Source organism: Pseudoalteromonas sp. P1-9 (genome assembly GCF_001399975.1).
Classification (GTDB): domain Bacteria; phylum Pseudomonadota; class Gammaproteobacteria; order Enterobacterales; family Alteromonadaceae; genus Pseudoalteromonas.
Genome location: NZ_LKBD01000017.1, coordinates 49,468 through 71,092, shown reverse-complemented (window position 1 = coordinate 71,092; position 21,625 = coordinate 49,468). Strand labels below are relative to the sequence as shown.

Below are 21,625 nucleotides of genomic sequence, written 5' to 3'. Positions count from 1 at the left end.
TCTATCCCTAAAACTTGTTATTCACATTATTTGCGAATGATTTCAATGTACTTAAATTTTCTTTAATTTTATTTTGGCTGTTTACGCCTTCAGCTATACCACCGCTGCCACCAATAATGTATTCAACGTGATGCTCTCTTTCATTATGTAAAAAAACATCCGCCTCTTTTACAAGGCGATTTGTAACTTTAAGTTCATCAGTACGATTTCTAAGTAATGCCACAAAGTTTCCATACTCTTGTGCCAAAGATACTCGGCCTGCATCTTTAACCGACAGATCCAACGTCACTGTAGAGTAATCTTCGCTTTCGCCAAAAATACTTTGCTTGATCTTGTCTTTCTCGGAAATGCTCTGACGCCCTGTCGCTAGTACCGTCACGCGCTCTAATATTAAATGAAGGCTTTTTTCATCTTGGCTTTGGGACAAATACAAATCAATGAAATCACCAGGTTTTAGCATGTTTGCATTAGAGTTATTTTCATTAATATTTATCGTTACTGCGCGACGACCGTCTTGAAGGATGTCAGAGAACTGCTGCTGACCCATTTTTGGTACATAAGAACGTAAAATAGGCTTTCCTGGTTGTACATCATTCAGCATGATTTTGTTCGCAATTTGGCCAAAGTCATTTGGATGCACTGCGTCACCTGGTACATAGTCACTTGGGATTTCACGTACTACAACTGACTCAGGAGTTATTACATCACCACGTAACAAAGGTGAAACCGCCACTACTACAGGCACCTTAACAATATCGGTACGTGCATACTGTTGTTTGATCTCTCCCTCTTTTACTTTTAGATAGTTTCCCACTGCCCAAGCAGCAATGCCCCCTAACAACAGTGAAACGAATAACAGTATCCAGTTTCTATCCAAAAACTTTATAGACTTCATGTAACTAAAACCTCTTCCTTAGTTGTTTGTTATGTTTGTAGGGATTGGTGTTATGCTTTTTGCATAACTATACGCAGCGTAACTTTCTTTAATTTTTATCGTTAAAATTTCAATTGCATTTTTACCTTGATGCTCTTGTAAAAAACCACCCAACTCATTACTTGGTATTGGCGTGAGTAACGCAGCAACGAGCGCCCCCGTCACGACGAAAAACTCAACTGCTGATTGTCCTTTTTGTGTCTTTTTCATCTATATGTCCGTGTCAACTTTAATAGCAGTAACAAAGGTTTGGTTATTTTTTCTTTCAAAGGTTACATTAAATTCGTTAGGCCCTTTACGAGCGAGTAAAACGCCCATTGTACGCTTTGGATGCACTTGTGCTTTCTCGACCGAAAACCCTTTCTTTTGAATAAACGTTTGATAAAAATTCATATTTTTCGAAATCGTACGGTTATTCTTTAATACCAAGGTGTTTGAATATTTTGCGCCGTCTTTTGCTTTAATGTTATTTAAAATCTCGCTTCCGCTTGGGCTCGGGATGTCTTCAATTTTTCTAACTATTCGTCTTAATGAGTTTGACGGTTCTTTTGATACCGAGACTACAGCGATTGAGTGAGGAAAGTGTTGAATAACTTGTGCAGTATAGAGTGCGTTATCATAAAGTTTACTTACCACAGTTTCGGTTTTTAGTGCAGTAACGCCAAAGTTGTTACCGTTTCGCTTCCATTGCTCAGCATAAAACTGAGCATGCTCTTCACGGCTCATTTTACTCTCTACTTGCCAAATAGAGACTTGTTTACTATCGATAAAAAGGTCGTGACCAACTACTTTTACTGACGCATCGTTCGGAAAATCAAGCGTAAAAGCATAAACTTGATTACAAAAAACAAGAGTGAATAGAACAAAAAAAACGTTGTACTTATTCATTTCGATACCTTTCCTTAGGAAGCTCTTCAATGGCTATATGGCCAAATTTTAAGTCACTTGGACCGAGTTTTTTAACAATTGGAACACCTGATTTTGACAATAGATTGCGAGCCTTATTTAAGATATCACCGTCTAAGAAAGACGACGGCACAAGACCTCGTACTTGGTTATAATTATGTTTTGGTCCGCCGACGTTCCAACCATCGGCTAAAAGTGACAGTGAGCTATTCATTACAAATTCAAATTCGCTGCGACGCTTTGTTTCACGACCACTGATATTCGATGGCTGATTCCGAAAACGCTCATCCTCTAGTAATAAATGACTCGCGATTTGTATTGAAGAGCGACCCGTAAAAAAGCTTTTATCATTGAAGTCTGTGCCACCCAATTCAAGCAGGTTTAACGAACCATTTGTGATACTCGAAATTTTACCCGGCGCTTTTCCGTTTCCGGACTCAACCTTGAAAAATTGTTGTTTACTTTGTTCCGCATTAGGATTAAAAGCTGCGAATAAACTCTGAGCATCATTTCGTTTCGATTGATTAAATTGGAATGTTGCATAACCATGTTCTTTTGCATTCCAAACCAATGATGACGGCAAGCTCGAGTTAATCGCTGTTTCTATTTTACCAAACACCCTATCAGGCACCTCTTTCGATATGTCCGTGGTTTGCTTTACTGCTAGTCTACCGTAACCGCTATTTGCATAGTTTTGTGGCCCTTTTTCTAACCATACGGTTTTTTCAAACGCGATATAACGTGCGGCCATATCGTTGTAATGTCTCGCTTCAATGAGCTTTGAGAAATACGGCAAAATTAGCATTAACGGTGCAATTACAAATGCCAACAATACTGATAGTTCTACAAGCGACTGTCCTTTATTACGTGATATAGACATTTAGGCACCTGCTAAGTTAAAGGAAGCTAACAAGAGAAGAAGATCTCTACGTTGATTATTATCGATATCGGACAAGGTGTTTTGCCAATACGGGTTATATAGATTACCGTATTCAAACTTACTGTTTTTCCACAGGTCATTTGCGCGATAATAATAAATACGGGCTTTTGATGCTGATGATTGTTGATTTCTAGGCACTTGTAAGTGTTCTTCAATATTTATGTCTACTTCTTTAGTCGTCGCCTCGTTAATAGTGCCTATATTTAGCGATTTTGAAGATTGAATATCATTGATTGATTTCGACACTACAATTGTTACTGGTGGCGCATCATTTGATTTGTTAATTTTTTTTATCGAATAGAAATCATAAATGCCACCGTATGCATTATTGAACTCTGATTCGTTGTACCTTGCTCGGTTTGATGCATCGCGATTTATCATACGCGAGCGCCCATAATATTGGCGACTTCTAAATTGACCTGTATCTTTGTCCTCGCCAGCATGTGCTGCCCCCCAGCCGATTTCTAATTCGCTGCGACGACAACCTGAGCTGAATAAACTTTTTTTAAACCACTCTTTATGCCAACTTAATGTGTCCATTGATGTCCACGTTTCTGGGTCATATCTACCATTGTTAACGAGGTCTGTACCGCCTGCCTGTTTGGTCCAGTAATTCATACTCATACCCAAAAAGCAGAAACTAATAATGTCGATCGTAAAAGGGAATGGCCACTCATGTGAGCGGTTTTTCATAAATGGGTCTCGAGAATTTAATATAACTTTATAGAAATCATTGTACCTGCCGGAATTATCTTGTCGGTTAAAGTCTCCTTGAAACCCACGCCAATCATTAAAAAGTGTATTGGCTAAGGTAGGAGCGGCAATCGCATCAAGAGATGCTTGGTTGTCATTGACTTTAATTACGTCATTAAGCGATTCAATCATGGTCGCAGACGAGGCGTAAGCCATAATATCTTGCGACATGGAAAGGGCGTTATTCACCAAATCAGTCGCTCTAACCGCAATTTCCATTCCTGGCTGAACAGCAACTTCATTGATATTGTCTACCCACGCTTCAGCCTGAGAAAAAACAGGACCAACATAAGGAATATATCGAGCCACGTCCTCAATGTTATCGATTGTTTCAACAAGGAAGTTAAACCATGACGCGACACCTACATATTGTCCGACTGCTACATGGTTGGCTATCATTGCGCGGTTTGTATATGCCTTGAAATTTAATTCTCTTACTAAATATTGTGAGCTACTCAATACGGCTGCATCGGCTGTATTCTGTAATCTCGTTTTATGAAGGTTTTGCTGAGAAACGTTATACAAATATAGTATGAATAGAACGATAATTGGCAGAAACATGAGTCCTACAACCAACGATTGACCATGCTGCTTTTTCATTTTCATCTCCATATGTAGTTCTAGGAAGCGAAACTTCCTAGAACTAATTAACTAACAATCCCTAATCGACACCACCAGAACCACTACCGCTACCACCTGAAGATTTATTTGCACCTTCGTTGTAGTTTCCTAGGTTGTAGTTCTTATCAGCCGTATTACTTGCGTCATAAGCGGCGTCTTTCGCTGCTTGGATTTGATTACTTGAATCGACACCCGATATTTCGGTTGAAATCGCAGCGGCTTGGTTACGGACCGTTTTCCCGAAAAAACTGTAAACACCGATTGCCGCTACTGCTATTAAAGCAACAATAATGATGTATTCAGTCATTCCTTGGCCATATTGGTACCGTTTCATAACCCACCTCAACTAAATAATGTTTAGCTTAGTTTGATGACTTATTAGCAGCTTCGTTATAGTTACCAAGGTTGTAATTCTTATCCGCTACCTTAGAACCATCTTCTGCAGCCGTTTTAGCAGCTTGAATTTGTGTTGACGAATCAGTACCACCAACTTCTGTCGCTAGCGCTGAAACCTGGTTACGTACCGTTTTACCAAAAAAGCTATACACACCAATCGCTGCAACAGCAATTAAAGCAACAATAATAATGTATTCGGTCATACCTTGACCAAGTTGACGTTTTTTCACAATTTTCTCCTTAAATAGAATAAACGCAATAAAATGATACGTGCTTTAGATTGAATGCTCTATTCACCAAATGGAGGATAAGATTTTGTTACAAAATTAAACAAGGGTAAAAAAATACTCCGTTTGGCGTACTTAGTACGCCGCTGTTTTACTTATTATCTGCGTTCTATTTTTTGCGCCCGTTTTCTTCAAAATACGTTGTACATGTGTTTTTACGGTTGCAGGAGAAATAGCTAACTCTTTTGCTATTTCTTTATTCTGAAGGCCACTTTGAATATATGTGACTATTTGATTCTCTTTGCGAGTGAGTGCACTAATAGGTTTGAATTCAAGCACACGATTTTGCAAATATTCCAACGCAATCGTAGACAATGCTGCCCTACTATAAATCAGCTCCACATTGCTTAATAAAAGTTGTAATAGATCGATAATTTGCTGTGGCGGTAGTGTGGTATCTATAATTCCGCGATATCCTTCTCGCATATACACACATTCCTGCTCTAAGCTAATCTGTTTTGATAGTACCACAATCGAAGTTTTATCAAATTGACGAGTTAATTCGTCTGATAGACAATCAGACTCGACGAAGCAAACAGCATTGAGTGTATTATAAATTTTTATAATACTGTCGCCTGGCATTACAAAGCGCACTTTAACGTCAATTAAGCAAGCACATTTAAAGACCTTACTCGCAAGATCATGCTCTTTACCGATGATGTAAAAATCCATTTTAATCTCTGTTATTAACGTTTAGTCGTTTGATAGTTTTTTGGTAGATTGTCTAGAAAAAATGCGTTGTTTAGTCGCTCAACAGATTTTAGTTTAAATGTTAACGCATACATTTTGTTTGTATATTTTGAAAACATCATTTGAGGCTTTTCACTCAACATATACAAAATATCGAGTGGTAAAAAGTCAATTAAGCCCATTTTTGCGAGCGCCATTTTTTTACGTTTTACAACTGCGTGTTTTATTAGTTTTAACTCATCAGTTGTTAATGAATACTGGTTACCTAAAACTGGCGTTACGATGTAAAGTTGCTCACCCTCATTTTCGGCTACAAAGACGTTGCCTTGTTTTTCAAAATCTAAAAAACGTGGGTACCCAGATTGTTTTTCCATTTGTAAAAGTAATTGGTAAAATTCGTCATCTGACTTTTTCCAATTCATTTGTTTTTTAACGCGATCTTTATAACTTTTATCGTCTAAAACATAATGCTGTTTAGAATCGTGTTTATATAGCGATGATGTTCTGTCGTTAAACAATACAACTTCTGTCATATCGTGTTGTGCTTCAATATTTAGATCAAATCGTGTGGCTTCGGCACTAATCCATAACTCGCCGGTACCATAGGGGGAATCATCATGAAGTACTTGATAAGTTAACTTAAGTGTTTTTGCATGTAGGGAATTACACAAAGAGAATAATACGAATAAAATGATCGTAAATAAGTTGCGCAGCATAGTTTCAATCCTTGAAGCATTTTTCAGTAATTAGAGGTTTTACTTAAATCGGTTTTATGGGAACATATTATTTTACATTTTGCAACGCTTTGTAATTTAGTAACTTTATAAATTCAGAACAACATAGGACGTGTTATGAAAATCAATCCCCTTGCTATGTGCGCCACAATAGCAATTTCTGCATCATTCGCTTTAAATGCAAAAACCAATCAACTAGCGCAATTTATGTCGAATATTGAAGGCTCGTCGATAACCCATCAAGATTATAAAAAGTACGTTAAAAAAACTGTATTGGTTGGGTTTGAGCAAACTGGCTATCAAGGTAAAGATGTCAAAGGTTCGCTTAGCTCAACAAGCTATAGCATTCCGCTTTCGTTAAGTGAGGTGGATGTTGTTGAGCAATATCAAGCTGCGCTTGAAAAAAGTGGTTTTACACTTTTAAGTCAATGCTCTGCATCGGCGTGTGGCAGTATCGCGAGTATGGCTAACGCCTTAGGTATTTCCGCACCATTTGGTTTTGATGAGACACAAGAATTTCGCTCTTTTGCCATTAAAGACGACCTTTATGTCACCATTTATGCAACGGGTTACGATAAAGCGCGTAATCTGAATGTGCAGGTGGTGGAAAAACGCAATAATGATTCAACCGTCTCTGTCGACAAGGCGTATATTGATTCGCTTATCGACAAACAAGGAAAGTATCAAATCCCTAATATTCAGTTTAAATTTGATAGTGATGAATTAACCGAATCTTCGGGTAAAAGCATCGAAAAGCTAGCAACTTACCTAAAATCCGTGCCTAATCAAAATTTTTATTTAGTCGGTCATACGGATGACAGTGGTAATGCTCAGTACAATCAAACATTATCAAAAAAGCGCGCGTTGGCTATTCAAACTCAGTTAAGTGGTTTAGGTATTGAGAAATCGCGTTTAGTTGCAATTGGTGTCGGTGAGTTTTCACCTAAAAAAAGCAATGCATCAGAAAACGGGCGTTTATCTAACCGCCGTGTTGAGCTAGTTAAACGCACAGACTTGCTGTAAACAAAAACGCCCAACAAATGTTGGGCGTTTTATAATTCTAATTTTTTAAAATTGTTATCTAAACAATTGTTATCTAAACAACACTTCTTCTTTTTTAAACCAATGTACACATGCTGCCATCAACACACCAGCTAACACAGCGGTAGCAATAAAAATCATACCAACATAGCTGTAGTCTACTGTGCCTTTAATAATTTCTTTAATTGCTAATGCCACATTGGTAATTGGCACCATAGCTGTACTCATGCTGAGTTCCATATTTGGCATCATGGCAACAATCAACGGTAAAAACGCCAGCATTGACAATGGCCCCATATAGTTTTGCGCTTCTTTAAACGAACGTGCGTAGATTGAAATCGCAAGTACGAGTGATGAAAATACACACGCAAGTGGAATTAGCAGTAATAAGATTAATGCAAAGTCCATAAAGCCAAGCATTGAAAATGCATCAGTTATTTTTTCAACATCAAAGAAGCTACTTGCCAACTTCATCCAGATTCCCATACTGGCGACGGTTATTAATGCCGTGGCAAGCGAGGTAAAAAGTACTGTAAAGAACTTGCCCAATACCAGTTCGGTACGTGGAATTGGTGTAAGCAGTAGAGTTTCTAATGTACCGCGTTCTTTTTCACCCGCGCCTAAATCAATGGCTGGATAACTTGCACCAGCAAGCACTAATGGGATCAATAAATATGGAATTAACGCGCCGAGTTTTTCACCTAAGTTTTCACGCAAATCGGCGGTATCTACTTTTTCTAATACAACGGGGTTCAATAGTGATTCTTGATGCTCTTTCGCTATACCGAGCTTGTTAAACTGCTCACTTTGTAATGTTTGCGAAAACTCTTCAGCCATTTCTTTAATGCGGGTAAAAATAAAACTCAGTGAAGACGCATCGTTAAATACAATTTGCCATTCATTACTGCTACCACTTTCTAGCGCGTCGCGCGCATCTGAAGGAATAACAATTCCAACATCAATTACTTCGTCTTTCACCGCTTGTTTTAATTCTTCAACGGTTTTGAAGTCACCTTCTACCAGCTTAAAATTTTTATGAAAAAACAGTTTGTCTTTAAATTCAGGTGCATACTCAGCGTTGATAATTGCGTAATTATGAACCTTTTGCTCAGCCTCTAAAGCTGCTTTACTCATTAAAAAGCCCATCAGCGCAAAAATCACCGGAAAAATTGCAACCGGTAAGGCAACGACAAAAATAAGGGTTTTTCTATCGCGCAGCAGTTCTTTTAACTCTTTTAAAAATACCTCAAACACCTCGTTGCTCCTTCAAAATCGTTAAAAACGCATTGTTTAATACATCGCTTTGACCACGTGCTTTAAATTCATCAATCGTACCATCAAAACAGGTAATGCCTTTATCAATCACACTTACGCGTTCACATAAAAGCTCAACCTCATCTAAATGGTGAGTTGAGAAGATTACCGGTGTGCCCTTAGCTTTAATACTTTGAATAAAGCTGATCACAGTTTGCGTTGTCATAATATCAAGGCCCGTTGTTGGCTCATCAAGCACAATCACTTCAGGGTTATGCACTACAGCGCGGGCAATATTGGTTTTTTGCTTCATACCAGTTGATAAATGCTCCGCTCGCTTATCTAAAAAGCTATGCATATCAAGCATCTCAAACAACTCTTCACAACGCCTTTTTACCGCTTGCTTATCCATGCCATGAAGCCGTGCAAAATACTCAATATTTTCCTTCGCGGTTAATCGCCCGTAAAGCCCGGTAGAACCAGATAAAAAGCCAATCTTTTTACGTGCTTCAAGCGGCTTTTTAACAACGTCTATGCCGTTAATTTCAATTTTTCCGGAATCGGGCCCCAATGCAGTTGAAAGCATGCGTAATGTCGTGGTTTTACCGGCTCCATTTGGTCCTAATAAACCTAGCACTTCGCCCTTATTACAGGTAAAGGACACATCACGAACTGAGTGAAAGTAATCTTTGTCTTCTCTAGGATCCTTTTTTTCTTGGTTTTTTACTTTGTGATCTTTAGTAAGCTTAAAACGCTTTTTCAGCGCCGACACTTCTATCATTTCAACTTCCTTCGTTTAGGACGAAAATAATCGGTATTTTCGTAAAATGCTTTTTCTTTGTTTTGCTCGTACCAATTTGGTACGCCAAGTAATGGTAATGGAAACAAACTGCTGTTATCGCAAAGAATGTCTTCGTTTTCAATAAGATTTTCAAGATAACTGTCTAGCCAAGCATACCTATCTTTCAGGCATTTTGGCATTAATTGATGTTGAGCGGTGATATACAACGCTTTTCCGGTTAATCCAAGGTAAGGGCGTGTTGCCATTTCGTAGTTTGCATGGCCAAACATAAACGGATAAATCGTACTGTGCCACTGTTCACGCTGATTAAAAAAACCTTCGACCCATAAATGATTTTTCAATAAATCTGCTTGGGTTGGATTACATACGACTAGCACGCCGCATTCATCCAATAATGTAATGGCATTACGTTTTTTTGAGCGTTCGGTTTTACCATGTTGATTTATTTGCTCAATATGTAACTGATTAAGCAATGCTTTTGTTTTTGGAAAGAGTAACCAAATAAAGGCACCAAACAAATCGTGCCAGTTCTCCAAACGCGTTGGGATCTCTCCCTTATCAAAAATGATTTCTTCGTAATAACCATGTTGCCAGTCGATATCGTCATTGGCAACAAATGAAATTTGCTGGTTATTTCTGTTTTTTATATTTCTAGCTAAGGAGTTTAGCCAATCAAGTGTTGGCCAGTTGGAAAATTGCGTTAAATTAAATAAAGCGTTTAAATCGTCAAAGATCCCATGATGTAAAAAATCAGTCGTCCAATGTGCTGGGGCTTCAAATTTCATTCTGGTGATTTAAAAAGTAAAAACTAAAACGCGTACTTTAACGCATTTACTAGCACAACACTAAACTAGTTTTTATAATCGCGTAAATTTGTGACACAGGTTGAATTATGAAAAAACTAACGCCAATCGGTATTGCCATCTCTTTATTGTTAAGTGGCTGTGCAACTACCAATGATCAACACGCGCTCGATGCTGCTTATAACAGCATTAATGCCGAACAACTCGGACAACATATAAAAACAATTGCATCGGATGAGTTTGAAGGTCGTGCGCCATCCACTAAAGGTGAAGAGCTCACTCTTGCCTATTTAGAAAAACATTTTAAAGCATTAGGCTTTGTCGGTGGTAACAAAGGTAGCTTTTATCAAGAGGTGCCACTTGTATCAATCGAAGCATCACCTGATATGTCGCTGACTATTGATGGCAAAGCATATCAATACAAAAAAGATATGGTAATGGGTACTAGTCGCATGAGCGAGCTTGAAGCCATTGAAAATTCAGAGTTGGTATTTGTCGGTTATGGTATTAACGCGCCTGAGTATAACTGGAACGATTACGAAGGATTAGACGTAAAAGGAAAAACCGTCGTAATGCTGGTTAACGACCCTGGTTTTGCTACGCAAGACGAGTCACTCTTCACCGGTAATGCAATGACCTATTACGGCCGTTGGACGTATAAATACGAAGAAGCATCACGCCAAGGTGCTGCTGGCGCAATTATTGTGCATGAAACTGCCCCGGCCTCTTACCCATGGTCGGTGGTGGAAAACTCATGGTCAGGCCCACAATTTGGTTTTCAAAAAGAAAACAAGAATATGGATCGCGTAGCAGTTGAAGGTTGGATCACGCTTGATGTTGCCAATGAGCTGTTTACGAAAGCCGGACTTGATTTTGCAAAAGAGAAAACAAAAGCCGCGAAAGGTGGATACTCAGTTGATATGGGTGATTTAACGGCTTCTGTAACGGTTAAAAGCGAAATTAAAAAGTCAGTTTCGCGTAATTTTATTGCTACATTGCCAGGTGCTGAAACACCTGACGAACACATTATATACTCAGCGCATTGGGATCACCTCGGCAAAGATCCAAGTAAAAAAGGCGACAACATTTATAACGGTGCGCATGATAACGCAACAGGTACTGCGGGTATGATTGAAATCGCAGAAGCATTTGCAATGCTGTCAAACAAACCTGCGCGTTCAGTGACCTTCTTAGCAGTAACAGCTGAAGAGCAAGGCTTATTAGGGGCCAAGTACTACGCGGCAAACCCAGTTATCGACGCAAATAAGTCGGTTGCCAATATTAATATGGATAGTTTGAACCTGCTAGGTCGTGTAAAAGACATGAGCGTAGTTGGCGCTGGTAAATCAGAAATGGATGAATACTTAGCACGTGCTGTCGCAAAGCAAAGTCGTACTTTATCAGGCGATCCGCGCCCTGCTGCTGGTGGCTATTATCGTTCTGATCACTTTGCATTTGCACAAATGGGCATTCCAGCGATGTACTCAGGCGGTGGCACCGAAGCGATTGACGACGAAACAGCCCGTTATCGCAAACGTATGGGACTGATTTTACGTGGATGCTATCATCAACCATGCGATCAATACCGTAAAGGCTGGGATCTTTCTGGTGCAGTTGAGGACTTACAGCTGTTTTATCAAGTTGGTTTAGATATCGCTGACAGCACGGCTTGGCCTAAGTGGTACAGTCAATCAGAGTTCCAACGGAAAAAATAATCACCGCGATTGATTAAATTAAACGGTAATGTGATTGATTCGCATTACCATTAGTACTATAGTGAAGCTAATATTCGATTAGGTACACTGTATGTTGTTTTCCCTCTCACAATTCGCGCTACCAAAACACGCAATTAAAAGCACTCTCGCTTATAAACGCATGTTTTTACCAATAGCATTGCTCTGCCTTATTTTTAATGAGTCTACCCGCGCTGTAGTGCTTGGCGCACTCGCCGATGCGTTTTTACAAGTAACTATGTTTGTTGCTGCAACGCTTTATGGCTATTACTTATTGGTAAATCGATTTCCTAAACTCGAATTGAGTTATATTGCTCAGGTTGCACCTAAGCTTGAAATTCCGTTTGCCGCTTTGCTCGGTGCACTACCAGGCTGTGGCGGCGCAATAATTGTGGTAACACAATACACTAAAAAACAAGCCAGTTTTGGCTCTTTGGTAGCAGTACTCATTGCCACTATGGGCGATGCGGCATTCTTACTTATCGCAGCAGAGCCAAAAACAGCACTGTTGGTATTAACCATTAGTTTTACGGTTGCAACACTGTTTGGTTGGCTCGTGAATTTACTGCATCCAGCTAATTTTCTTGCGCCCAAGACACCATCAAATCAACAATTACAGTGTCAAAAATTACCTAAACCTGTTGGTTTTATTAGCCTTCAATTTTGGCGTATTGTTTCATTACCAATGACACTTGCTGCTCTGCTTGTCGCATTTCAATATGACTTTGGTGAAAATATTAACCAAGGCTTAGGTTATATCGCTGCGGCCTGTTGTTTTATCGTGGCGCTATTGTGGGCGTGCTCATCTCCTGGTAAAAGTTATCAAGATGTCACCGCTGAAGACGACTGCAGTAAAGAAAGTTTAACAACAAAGGTACTGCAAGATACACACTTTATCACCAGTTGGGTTGTGGCTGCGTTTATTGGCTATGAATTATTCGTGCTGTGGTCTGATGTGAATATAGCAGCTCTTTTTCAGAACTACGCCGTGTTACTGCCGCTTATTGCCTGCTTAATTGGTTTACTGCCAGGGTGCGGGCCACAAATTCTTGTCACCTCACTTTATATGCAAGGATTAGTACCCTTTTCGGCACTTATGGCAAATGCCATTTCAAATGATGGTGATGCCCTTTTCCCGGCGATTGCACTTGCACCAAAAGCGGCGCTCATAGCAACCTTGTATACCTCCATACCTAGTTTAGCTATCGGCTACTTAATCTTCTTTTTTTAGTCAATTAAAAAAGGGGTCATGCGACCCCTTTTTTCTATTAGCTCATTGCCATTAACATGGCACTTGGCGTTTCCAAATAGTGTTTCCACAAGTTATTGAATCGTGCCATCGTTGCACCATCAATAATGCGGTGATCGCCTGACCATGATATTTGCATAATTGCACGTGATTCAACCTCACCTTTTTCATTAAAGCGCGGTAAATGTTGTAGTTTACCGAGCGCCACAATCGCAACTTCTGGCTTATTGATAATTGGTGTTGCTGTTGTGCCACCAATTGCACCAATATTTGAAATTGAAATTGTGCCGCCTTTTAAATCGGCAGGCGTTACACGGCCTTCGCGCGCTTGCTCTGTTAAGCGAGAAACTTCATTGGCAATGTCCACCATGTTTTTAGCTTGGCATGATTTGATATTTGGTACTAACAGGCCAAGTTTTGAGTCAACCGCCATACCAATGTTGTGATCATTGAAGTATGTAAGCTCTGTGCAATCCGCATTAACTTGCGAATTAATCACAGGGAACTCTTTTAACGCTAAAGACAATGCCTTAATAAAGAACGGCATCATGGTGACCTTAACGCCCTGCTTTGCATACTGTTCTTTAAGACTTTTACGCAAGCTAATAAGTTCTGTTAAATCAATCTCATCGCTCAATGTGAAATGTGGAATGGTCGATACCGACTCCATCATTTGTTTCGCCATCGCAGCTTGCATACCACGAATAGGCTCAACGCGCGTTGCTTGCATTTGTGTAGCTACTGGGGTCGAAGTGTCTTCTGTACGCTTAGACGCTGTACTGCCGTCATTTAAAAAACGTTTAATATCATCTTTATAAACACGGCCATTTTTACCAGAGCCATCCACTTTCGCAATATCAATGTTATGCTCTCGCGCTAAACGGCGTACCGCAGGGCTAGCAACGGCTTTGCCGCTGGCAACAGCTTGTGATGGTGTCGCTTCAACCTGCTTAGCTGAGGCATTTTGTTGGGCGTTCACCACTTTTTCTTGGATATTGATAACTTGTGCACTGGCAACCTGCATTTGGAAAAGCGGCGCATGTACTTTGGCAATCTCACCTTTTTGATGGTACAGCTTGGTTACTCGGCCCGTGTGTTTAGCAGGAATTTGTACCAGCGCTTTATCTGTCATTACATCACAAACCGCTTGGTCTTCTTTGATTTCATCGCCTTCAGCAACTAGCCAATCTACAATTTCACACTCAACAATACCTTCGCCGATATCCGGTAAAATAAAATCTTCAAGTGCGGTGCCTGATGGCGCTTCGCTTGCTACTGGCTGCTCAGTGCTCGTTTCTGGCGCTGCTTCTTGAGGCGCACTCGAAGCCGCTGCACCATCAACATCCATTGCGAAAAGCGGCTCATGCACTTTCGCAATTTCACCTTTTTGATAATACAACTTAGTGATCACACCATTATGCACTGCAGGAATTTGTACAAGTGCCTTATCGGTCATTACATCACAAATAGGCTGATCTTCAGCTACTGTATCGCCTTCGCTAATAAGCCATTCGACTACTTCGCATTCAACAATGCCTTCACCAATGTCTGGTAAAATAAAATCTTGACTCATAACCACTCCTTAAAACTGCACTGACTGCTTAATTGCTGATAACACTTTTAATGCATCAGGAATGTATTCTTTTTCCAGTGCAAGCGGATACGGTGTATCTAAACCACATACGCGACTAATTGGCGACTCTAAATGTAAGAAACACTCTTGCTGGATTGTTGCAGCAATTTCGGCACCAAAACCGCACGTAACAGGTGCTTCATGGCTGATAAGTAAGCGCCCTGTTTTAGTTACTGACTTTGCAACCGTTTCAACATCCCAAGGTTGAATACTGCGTAAATCAATCACTTCACAGCTAATGCCATCTTGCTTCGCCATTTCAGCTGCTTTTTCAATGATTTCCATTTGTGCGCCCCATGCAAGCAGCGTGATGTCTGAACCTTCAGAAACCACTTCCGCTTTACCAATTGGGATAATAAAATCGTCTTCTGGCACATCGCCGATAGAGGCGCGATATAAACGCTTAGGCTCAAAGAATATAACTGGGTTATCGTCTTTAATACATGCGCGTAACAAACCTTTTGCTTGGTACGCATTGCGTGGCACAACTAATTTTAACCCTGGTGTATGAGCAAAATATGCTTCTGGCGATTGAGAGTGGTATAAACCGCCCGCGATACCGCCACCGTATGGCGTACGAATAGTCAGTTTACCTACGTTAAATTCATTACCACTGCGGTAACGGAACTTTGCAGACTCGTTTACGATTTGGTCAAACGCTGGGAAAATATAATCAGCAAATTGGATTTCTGCGATGGCAGGTGCACCTGCTGCCGCTAAACCGTTAGCAAAACCTAAAATACCTTGCTCTGTAAGCGGCGTGTTAAACACACGATGTTTACCGTATTTTTCTTGTAAGCCACTGGTAGCACGGAATACACCACCAAAATAACCCACATCTTCACCAAAAATACAGGCAAGTGGATGTTCCGACATTGAAATATCAAGCGCAGAATTAATCGCTTGTAACATATTCATTTGTGCCATTATTTGATTCTCCCTGCGGTTGTCGGGTAAGCGTCTGGATGCGCTTTTACATGCTCTTTTAATGCTTCGAGTTGTTTTTCAAGTAATGGAATTGGTGTGTCGTACACATCTGTAACTAAATCTTCAATCGGTGGCTTAGCCACTTTTTCAGCTACTTTTACAGCGTCTAAAATCGCTTCACGCAAGCTTTCATCTTCAGCGTTATCTTGCGCTTCGTCTAACCAACCTTTGCTTAATAAGTAGCCTTTAAAGCGTTGAATTGGGCATTTCGTATTGGTGCTTTCTTCTTCTTTTGAACGATAGCCCGTTGGGTCATCCGACGTCGAGTGCGCACCTAAGCGATATGCAATCGATTCAATTAATACTGGTTCACCCTTTTCCACACTGTATTGACGCGCTTTTTGCGTCGCAGCGTAAACTGCAAGCGCATCTGCACCATCAACACGAATTGTTTTTATGCCATAACCAACACCGCGACTGGCAATACCATCGCCTGCAAATTGCTCGTCTGCCGGTGTCGAAATTGCATAACCATTATTACGTGCAAAAAAGATAACCGGCGCTTTTAACACTGCAGCCATATTCAAGCCCGCGTGAAAGTCACCTTCAGATGCAGCACCTTCGCCAAAATAGCATAACGTGATGTTATCAATTTCAGAATCAAGCTCACCCGATTGTGCATTGATGTGCGGAATTTTTTGCGAATACGCATAGCCTGTTGCCTGTGGAATTTGCGTTCCAAGCGGCGATGAAATAGTCATGTAGTGCAATTCTTTTGAACCATAGTGAATTGGCATTTGACGACCTTTACCCAAATCTTTCTCGTTAGAGAACATTTGGTTCATAAACTGCTCTAAGCTAAAACCGCGATAACGCAGTGCGGCTTGCTCGCGATACTGCGCCATAATCATATCGCTGTCTTTTAGCGCTGCGGCACTGGCCGTAACTGCGCCTTCTTCACCTAAACATTGCATATAGAACGAAACGCGACCTTGGCGTTGGGCTGCTTGCATACGTTCATCTAACGCACGGATGAATCGCATGGTTTTGTAAATTTTTAGTGCAGTGTCTTTATCAATGTTTGGATCTACCGCGCCTTTTACTAAATGACCGTTTTCATCTAATAAACTAACGGTAGGTATGTCTAATGCGGATGGATCGATAAACTCGAGTTCCTTTGACGCATTTAACGACACATTTTGCGGGTTCGTCATAGCTTACCTCTAATGATGTAGCGCTTTAAAAATGAGTAAATATCCAATTTAGCAACATAATTAGCAGTACGTTGAGATACGCATAACAGCTAGGTTATTTGAAATAAATGCATCAATTCAACTAACATTAACCATTAAATAACTAATTTATGCAAATGACTGGTATGATTAGTACATATCACCCATAAATTGGACTGATATTAAATTAAAGTTAGCTCGACTTTACGTTAACGTAAACGGATATTCAACTAATTTTAGCTGAATATCCGAAAAGGCGTGGCAAGATATTTATACAAAATCTGTTTTGTTTTGTAGCGGGATAACAGTCAATAATGCGCGTTGGCCAAGTGCCACCTTTGCATTTGGGAAAATAATGGCTTCGCCATCAACATCGGCAAAATATTCAGTATTGCCGTCGGTTGCCAATAGCGCTCCTTTTGCAAAGCCGGTAAAGTTTGCAGCGCTGTCGCTAAACGGAAAACTAAAGTTTTGCTCTGTGCGATTAATAGTACGGTAGACATCGAACAACTCAAAGTCATCAAAGTTAAACTCTGGATATTGCATTTCGTGTTGAGAGATCAGTTGAGTCAAGCTCTGTTTAGCTTTTTCAAAGCGTGACATATCATTTTCGCCAAACGGCCTTACTTTACCTAGTTCGATAGTGAACGCATCAGCACCAAAGGTGCTGCTAGAAAAATAGCTAAATGTGGTTGCTGCAGACTTCATCATCATCACAGTATTAACTCCACAGCTTAATAAAAAGCTCAATTCTTCTTTTTTCCACGGTTTACCGTGTAAAAATGGGTATACCGCGAATTTTTCATTCTTAGAATCACGAATGGCTGTGTGTAAGTCATAATGGATACGTTTTCTGTCTTCAGCGGCTTCTTTATTAAAGAAATCACTTACGTAGTTTTCGAGTTTTGCCGCACGTATTTTCTCATTATTCTGCTCACCTGCTTTGTGTGCACCACAAAATAAACGATTGAGGTTTTCTTCAACAAAACGCTTCGCAATATTTATCGACGCAGGGTTACCAAAAATAAACAGCACACGGTGTACTAGGGTTAATTTACCCTTGATAATGTTTTGGATAAGCTCATCGCAAATTTCAATAGGCGCTGTTTCATTGCCATGTACAGCTGACGATAACACAATGTCTTTTTTGCCATAGCTAGTTGGAGTAAATTCAATTACGCCTGTATCTTTAACGCTAACATGAGTGCCGTTATCTAAAGTGAACTCAAAAGGATCTAAATGCCACTCATGATTACGGGTAATTGATAAAAAATCGCCTGAAGTTGCTAGATTTGTTGTTGTCATAGTACTCATCTTTGTTTTTTACATAATAAAAAAGGCGGTAAACCGCCTTTTAAAAATTCTAATAATGTTATGAAATTACTGAATTAACTAAAGCGATGGCTTCAGTTTCAAGCTCGTTTAAATGTGCCTCAGAGACAAACGATTCAAGGTAAATTTTATAGATATCTTCGGTACCTGAAGGACGGGCAGCAAACCAGCCATTAGCGGTTGTTACTTTTAAGCCACCAATTGCCGCGCCGTTACCCGGTGCGTGAGTTAGCTTTGCGGTAATTTCATCACCTGCTAAGGTATTTGCACTCACATCCTCTGCTGATAGTTTTGACAGCTTGGCTTTTTGCGCCGTATTTGCAGGAGCATCTAAGCGTTTATAAAGTGGCGCACCGAATTCGTCAGTAAGTGCTTTATAATGCTGACTTGGTGTTTTACCAGTAACTGCTAAAATTTCAGCGGCTAGTAAAGCTAAAATAAAGCCGTCTTTATCGGTTTCCCATACGTTACCGTCACGTCGTAAAAATGCAGCACCTGCACTTTCTTCGCCGCCAAATAGTAAACTTGATTCTAGTAAACCATCAACGAACCATTTAAAGCCCACAGGCACTTCAAATACTTCACGACCGTGCTTGGCGACGACTTTATCAATCATGCCGCTTGATACTAAAGTTTTACCAACTTTCGGGTTGGTAGGCCAATCTGGGCGATGGCTAATAAGGTAATCAATCGCAACAGCTAAATAATGGTTCGGGTTCATTAAACCGTCGGGCGTTACAATGCCGTGGCGGTCATAATCAGGATCATTACCCACCGCAATATCAAACTTATCTTTCATGGCAATTAGGCTTGCCATTGCGTGTGGCGATGAACAATCCATACGAATTTTGCCGTCTTTATCTAACGACATAAACGAAAATTGTGGGTCGATTTGCTCGTTAACCACAGTAATATCAAGATTGTATTTTTCTGCAATGAGTGGCCAAAAGTTAATACCAGAGCCACCAAGTGGATCAACGCCAATTTTAATGCCCGCTTTACTGATTGCCTGCATATCAATAATGTTAGCCAAATCGTCAATATACGGTGTCATTAAGTCTTGGTATTGAATAAAGCCTGAGCGTTTTGCTTTTACAAATGGAAACAGCTCAACTTCAACCAAGTCTTCAATTAATAATTGGTTTGCTCTATTTTCAATCCATTTAGTAATCTCGGTATCAGCAGGACCGCCATTTGGCGGGTTGTACTTGAAACCACCATCCTGTGGCGGGTTGTGTGAAGGTGTAATCACTATGCCATCAGCAAGTTCAGCACTGTGCGTTTTATTGTGCGTTACAATCGCATGACTAATGACAGGGGTCGGCGTAAAATCATCATTCTCTTGTGTTACGACTTGTACTTCGTTCGCAACTAAAACTTCAATTGCAGAGTTAAACGCTGCTTCTGATAACGCATGCGTATCTTTGCCTAAAAACAGTGGGCCAAAGATATTGTTTTGTTTGCGGTAATCACAAATCGCTTGGGTGATCGCCAATATATGAGACTCGTTGAATTTTGTGTCTAACGAACACCCGCGGTGCCCTGATGTGCCAAACGCAACGGCTTGCTCTGGGTTTTGCTCAATATCTGGTTCATACAAATAATAAGCTGACATCAGTTTAGGAATGTTGACTAAGTCAGATTGTACGGCGCGCTGTCCTGCTCTTTCATGGTTTGCCATGATTCACCTTCAATATATTTATAAGTAATCGCGTAGCTTTTCGGCTTCTTCTTCACTATAGCCTAATGATATGGCAACTTCGTGAACCATCATTTTTTTACGTGTCGTGTTTGAGTTAGTCATAACCCAATAGCCACTATCCATAATATTTTTTGGGTTAGTACTGCTACCCGATGCAATCAAATCTTCTTTATTGGTTGCAAAATAAATACGGTCGCGCCCTTTAATATCAAGTACACGATTAAAAATACCTTTATGTGTACGGTGCAGCGCGGAAAGAATAAACAAAAAGCGGCCAACTACGCCTTTTTGCATTGCCAACTCTTCTTTATTAAGAATATTAAATACGTTGTCGCATTTATGTTCTTTTTGTTCTGGTTTGGTGGCTTCTGGCGCCTCTTCTTGTGTTTCTGTTACTGCCTTTTCTGGGAGTTCCGTATCCAGCTGTAACAAACGGCGCAATATTTGCGATGCACTTTCACCAATACTCTGCGTATTACTTGCTATATACTGATATAACTCGTCGTCGATTTCGATTTTTTTCATGGTTATCCTAATTGTTAGACGAATTTAGCAAAAATCCCGCATAGTATACCCAGTTTAAATTCATTTCTCTATGTTTGCTTTTTCAAGTTTCACTCGGCACAATGCAGCTTTTACATTAGTTTAGCGACTCCTATGCAATTAAATTACAATCAGCTAGGTGAGAAAACCGACGCACTGCCAATTGTCATTATTCATGGACTATTTGGTTCAAAAGAAAACTTAAATGTAATCGCAAAACCCCTAAGCGAACAAAATTGTGTAATCAACATTGATTTACGTAATCACGGACAGTCATTTCACCATAGCGAAATGACATACAATGCGATGGCAGATGATGTTTTTAAACTGCTAGATGAGTTAACTATTTCCCGTGCAATTGTGATTGGTCACTCTATGGGGGGCAAAGTCGCAATGCAAATGGCGTTAACTAATAGTAACCGTGTGGAAAAATTAGTTGTACTTGATATCGCGCCAACTAAATATTCACCGCGTCATCAACAAGTATTTAATGGATTAAATAATGTTGATTTACAGGCAATCACAAACCGCAGCGACGCCGATAAACAATTGGCAGAGTACATTCATGAGGCTGGTATTAGGCAATTTTTATTAAAGAGCCTCGCAAAAACAGATAGCGGGTTTGCATGGCGCTTTAATTTGTCTCAATTAATTGCATCGTACGATAATATATTAGATAAGCCGCAAGGTGATGCCTTTAAAAAGCCAACCTTATTTATAAAAGGTGCTAACTCAGACTACATTTTAGAAGCCCATCGCGGTGAAATTGCCGCGCTTTTCCCAAATGCGAAAGCCAAGATCATCGCAGGTGCAGGTCACTGGTTACATGCTGAAAAACCAAGCCAAGTGAATTTGGCAATAGCACAGTTTTTAAGTGCGGATTAATTAGTTTTGTTTTTATAAAGAGCCTAGCTGTTTTTAACATGCAAACGATTCGTTAGGTTCTTTTCCCCTCCATGTCTTATACATTTAGTAAATTGCTATTCATTACATTCACTAAATTCACGCTTTTATACGTGATGTTATTAGCGTACGCGAAATTTACAAAACACACTAAAATGCTTTAAATACAAAACAAAAACACACCAAGCGGATTTACTTATTTGTGATTTT

General features: G+C 40.0%; 22 protein-coding genes and 1 pseudogene. 4 read left to right on the top strand and 19 right to left on the bottom strand.

Translation table 11 applies throughout. From position 1 onward, the window contains the following. Positions 1-7: 7 nt before the first annotated feature. From cpaB to AN214_RS12040, 10 genes and pseudogenes are all read right to left on the bottom strand, one after another. Positions 8-895: a Flp pilus assembly protein CpaB gene (gene cpaB / locus AN214_RS12080; protein ID WP_054979957.1), complete on the bottom strand. Its 888-nt coding sequence runs from the start codon at positions 893-895 to the stop codon at positions 8-10. An 18-nt stretch (positions 896-913) separates the two neighbouring features. Then, positions 914-1,144 carry a hypothetical protein gene (locus AN214_RS12075; RefSeq protein ID WP_054979956.1) on the bottom strand — a complete coding sequence of 77 codons (231 nt, stop codon included), beginning with the start codon at positions 1,142-1,144 and terminating at the stop codon, positions 914-916. Continuing rightward, complete coding sequence (locus tag AN214_RS12070) at positions 1,145-1,822, bottom strand: hypothetical protein (protein ID WP_054979955.1); 678 nt, start codon at positions 1,820-1,822, stop codon at positions 1,145-1,147. After that, a complete protein-coding gene (locus AN214_RS12065; RefSeq protein WP_054979954.1) occupies positions 1,815-2,720 on the bottom strand; it encodes a hypothetical protein in 906 nt (301 codons plus the stop codon). Before AN214_RS12065 ends, AN214_RS12070 begins: the two co-directional genes overlap by 8 nt. Next, entirely contained in the window at positions 2,721-3,932 is a 1,212-nt protein-coding gene (locus tag AN214_RS12060; protein ID WP_235576747.1) for a hypothetical protein, read from the bottom strand. It abuts the gene before it with no gap. Between the two features lie 66 nt (positions 3,933-3,998). Next, a pseudogene (locus tag AN214_RS23310) lies at positions 3,999-4,133 on the bottom strand (Tad domain-containing protein); the annotation flags it as partial. 61 nt (positions 4,134-4,194) lie between these two features. Next, positions 4,195-4,488, bottom strand: coding sequence for a Flp family type IVb pilin (locus AN214_RS12055; protein ID WP_054979952.1), 294 nt, complete (start codon positions 4,486-4,488; stop codon positions 4,195-4,197). Between the two features lie 28 nt (positions 4,489-4,516). After that, positions 4,517-4,780 (bottom strand): Flp family type IVb pilin, encoded by a 264-nt coding sequence (locus AN214_RS12050; protein WP_082428564.1) that lies wholly within the window; start codon positions 4,778-4,780, stop codon positions 4,517-4,519. A 132-nt stretch (positions 4,781-4,912) separates the two neighbouring features. Continuing rightward, positions 4,913-5,509, bottom strand: a complete 597-nt coding sequence (locus AN214_RS12045; protein ID WP_054979950.1) for a response regulator transcription factor — start codon at positions 5,507-5,509, stop codon at positions 4,913-4,915. A 14-nt stretch (positions 5,510-5,523) separates the two neighbouring features. Further along, positions 5,524-6,243, bottom strand: coding sequence for a hypothetical protein (locus tag AN214_RS12040; RefSeq protein WP_054979949.1), 720 nt, complete (start codon positions 6,241-6,243; stop codon positions 5,524-5,526). Positions 6,244-6,378: 135 nt separating this feature from the next. Here AN214_RS12040 and AN214_RS12035 point away from each other — a divergent pair, with 135 nt between their 5' ends. After that, positions 6,379-7,284: an OmpA family protein gene (locus AN214_RS12035; protein WP_054979948.1), complete on the top strand. Its 906-nt coding sequence runs from the start codon at positions 6,379-6,381 to the stop codon at positions 7,282-7,284. A 69-nt stretch (positions 7,285-7,353) separates the two neighbouring features. Here AN214_RS12035 and AN214_RS12030 read toward each other — a convergent pair whose 3' ends face one another. From AN214_RS12030 to AN214_RS12020, 3 genes are read right to left on the bottom strand one after another with little or no spacing between them, the layout of a single operon-like run. After that, complete coding sequence (locus AN214_RS12030; protein WP_054979947.1) at positions 7,354-8,556, bottom strand: ABC transporter permease; 1,203 nt, start codon at positions 8,554-8,556, stop codon at positions 7,354-7,356. Next, positions 8,549-9,337 carry an ABC transporter ATP-binding protein gene (locus tag AN214_RS12025; protein WP_054979946.1) on the bottom strand — a complete coding sequence of 263 codons (789 nt, stop codon included), beginning with the start codon at positions 9,335-9,337 and terminating at the stop codon, positions 8,549-8,551. Before AN214_RS12025 ends, AN214_RS12030 begins: the two co-directional genes overlap by 8 nt. Continuing rightward, a complete protein-coding gene (locus AN214_RS12020) occupies positions 9,334-10,143 on the bottom strand; it encodes a DUF3025 domain-containing protein (protein WP_054979945.1) in 810 nt (269 codons plus the stop codon). The genes AN214_RS12025 and AN214_RS12020 overlap by 4 nt, the downstream gene beginning before the upstream one ends. Before the next feature lie 107 nt (positions 10,144-10,250). Between AN214_RS12020 and AN214_RS12015 the strand changes: the two genes are divergently transcribed. Both AN214_RS12015 and AN214_RS12010 read left to right on the top strand, forming a co-directional pair. Beyond that, a complete protein-coding gene (locus AN214_RS12015; protein WP_054979944.1) occupies positions 10,251-11,876 on the top strand; it encodes a M28 family metallopeptidase in 1,626 nt (541 codons plus the stop codon). Positions 11,877-11,967: 91 nt separating this feature from the next. Further along, positions 11,968-13,125 carry a putative manganese transporter gene (locus AN214_RS12010; protein ID WP_054979943.1) on the top strand — a complete coding sequence of 386 codons (1,158 nt, stop codon included), beginning with the start codon at positions 11,968-11,970 and terminating at the stop codon, positions 13,123-13,125. 37 nt (positions 13,126-13,162) lie between these two features. Here the strand turns inward: AN214_RS12010 and AN214_RS12005 are convergent, their stop codons facing one another. From AN214_RS12005 to seqA, 6 genes are all read right to left on the bottom strand, one after another. After that, a complete protein-coding gene (locus AN214_RS12005) occupies positions 13,163-14,716 on the bottom strand; it encodes a dihydrolipoyllysine-residue acetyltransferase (RefSeq protein ID WP_054979942.1) in 1,554 nt (517 codons plus the stop codon). A 9-nt stretch (positions 14,717-14,725) separates the two neighbouring features. Then, positions 14,726-15,703 carry an alpha-ketoacid dehydrogenase subunit beta gene (locus tag AN214_RS12000; protein ID WP_054979941.1) on the bottom strand — a complete coding sequence of 326 codons (978 nt, stop codon included), beginning with the start codon at positions 15,701-15,703 and terminating at the stop codon, positions 14,726-14,728. After that, entirely contained in the window at positions 15,703-16,917 is a 1,215-nt protein-coding gene (locus AN214_RS11995) for a thiamine pyrophosphate-dependent dehydrogenase E1 component subunit alpha (RefSeq protein ID WP_054979940.1), read from the bottom strand. The genes AN214_RS12000 and AN214_RS11995 overlap by 1 nt, the downstream gene beginning before the upstream one ends. Positions 16,918-17,205: 288 nt before the next feature. Beyond that, positions 17,206-18,249 carry a succinylglutamate desuccinylase gene (gene astE / locus AN214_RS11990; RefSeq protein ID WP_152960762.1) on the bottom strand — a complete coding sequence of 348 codons (1,044 nt, stop codon included), beginning with the start codon at positions 18,247-18,249 and terminating at the stop codon, positions 17,206-17,208. A 58-nt stretch (positions 18,250-18,307) separates the two neighbouring features. After that, positions 18,308-19,948 (bottom strand): phosphoglucomutase (alpha-D-glucose-1,6-bisphosphate-dependent), encoded by a 1,641-nt coding sequence (gene pgm / locus AN214_RS11985; protein ID WP_054979939.1) that lies wholly within the window; start codon positions 19,946-19,948, stop codon positions 18,308-18,310. Between the two features lie 18 nt (positions 19,949-19,966). After that, positions 19,967-20,494, bottom strand: coding sequence for a replication initiation negative regulator SeqA (seqA, locus tag AN214_RS11980; RefSeq protein ID WP_054979938.1), 528 nt, complete (start codon positions 20,492-20,494; stop codon positions 19,967-19,969). 132 nt (positions 20,495-20,626) lie between these two features. Between seqA and AN214_RS11975 the strand changes: the two genes are divergently transcribed. After that, on the top strand, positions 20,627-21,397 hold the full coding sequence (locus AN214_RS11975; protein WP_054979937.1) for an alpha/beta fold hydrolase: 771 nt from the start codon (positions 20,627-20,629) through the stop codon (positions 21,395-21,397). The last annotated feature ends 228 nt before the right edge of the window (positions 21,398-21,625 follow it).

Coding starts and splice junctions, on each gene's coding strand:
- AN214_RS12000 (WP_054979941.1), bottom strand. CDS start 15,703: ATGGCACAAATGAATATGTTACAAGCGATTAATTCTGCGCTTGATATT.
- AN214_RS12075 (WP_054979956.1), bottom strand. CDS start 1,144: ATGAAAAAGACACAAAAAGGACAATCAGCAGTTGAGTTTTTCGTCGTG.
- AN214_RS11995 (WP_054979940.1), bottom strand. CDS start 16,917: ATGACGAACCCGCAAAATGTGTCGTTAAATGCGTCAAAGGAACTCGAG.
- AN214_RS12015 (WP_054979944.1), top strand. CDS start 10,251: ATGAAAAAACTAACGCCAATCGGTATTGCCATCTCTTTATTGTTAAGT.
- AN214_RS12060 (WP_235576747.1), bottom strand. CDS start 3,932: ATGATAGCCAACCATGTAGCAGTCGGACAATATGTAGGTGTCGCGTCA.
- AN214_RS12005 (WP_054979942.1), bottom strand. CDS start 14,716: ATGAGTCAAGATTTTATTTTACCAGACATTGGTGAAGGCATTGTTGAA.
- AN214_RS12040 (WP_054979949.1), bottom strand. CDS start 6,243: ATGCTGCGCAACTTATTTACGATCATTTTATTCGTATTATTCTCTTTG.
- AN214_RS11975 (WP_054979937.1), top strand. CDS start 20,627: ATGCAATTAAATTACAATCAGCTAGGTGAGAAAACCGACGCACTGCCA.
- AN214_RS12070 (WP_054979955.1), bottom strand. CDS start 1,822: ATGAATAAGTACAACGTTTTTTTTGTTCTATTCACTCTTGTTTTTTGT.
- astE (WP_152960762.1), bottom strand. CDS start 18,249: ATGAGTACTATGACAACAACAAATCTAGCAACTTCAGGCGATTTTTTA.
- AN214_RS12055 (WP_054979952.1), bottom strand. CDS start 4,488: ATGAAACGGTACCAATATGGCCAAGGAATGACTGAATACATCATTATT.
- AN214_RS12025 (WP_054979946.1), bottom strand. CDS start 9,337: ATGATAGAAGTGTCGGCGCTGAAAAAGCGTTTTAAGCTTACTAAAGAT.
- seqA (WP_054979938.1), bottom strand. CDS start 20,494: ATGAAAAAAATCGAAATCGACGACGAGTTATATCAGTATATAGCAAGT.
- pgm (WP_054979939.1), bottom strand. CDS start 19,948: ATGGCAAACCATGAAAGAGCAGGACAGCGCGCCGTACAATCTGACTTA.
- AN214_RS12010 (WP_054979943.1), top strand. CDS start 11,968: ATGTTGTTTTCCCTCTCACAATTCGCGCTACCAAAACACGCAATTAAA.
- AN214_RS12035 (WP_054979948.1), top strand. CDS start 6,379: ATGAAAATCAATCCCCTTGCTATGTGCGCCACAATAGCAATTTCTGCA.
- AN214_RS12065 (WP_054979954.1), bottom strand. CDS start 2,720: ATGTCTATATCACGTAATAAAGGACAGTCGCTTGTAGAACTATCAGTA.
- AN214_RS12020 (WP_054979945.1), bottom strand. CDS start 10,143: ATGAAATTTGAAGCCCCAGCACATTGGACGACTGATTTTTTACATCAT.
- cpaB (WP_054979957.1), bottom strand. CDS start 895: ATGAAGTCTATAAAGTTTTTGGATAGAAACTGGATACTGTTATTCGTT.
- AN214_RS12045 (WP_054979950.1), bottom strand. CDS start 5,509: ATGGATTTTTACATCATCGGTAAAGAGCATGATCTTGCGAGTAAGGTC.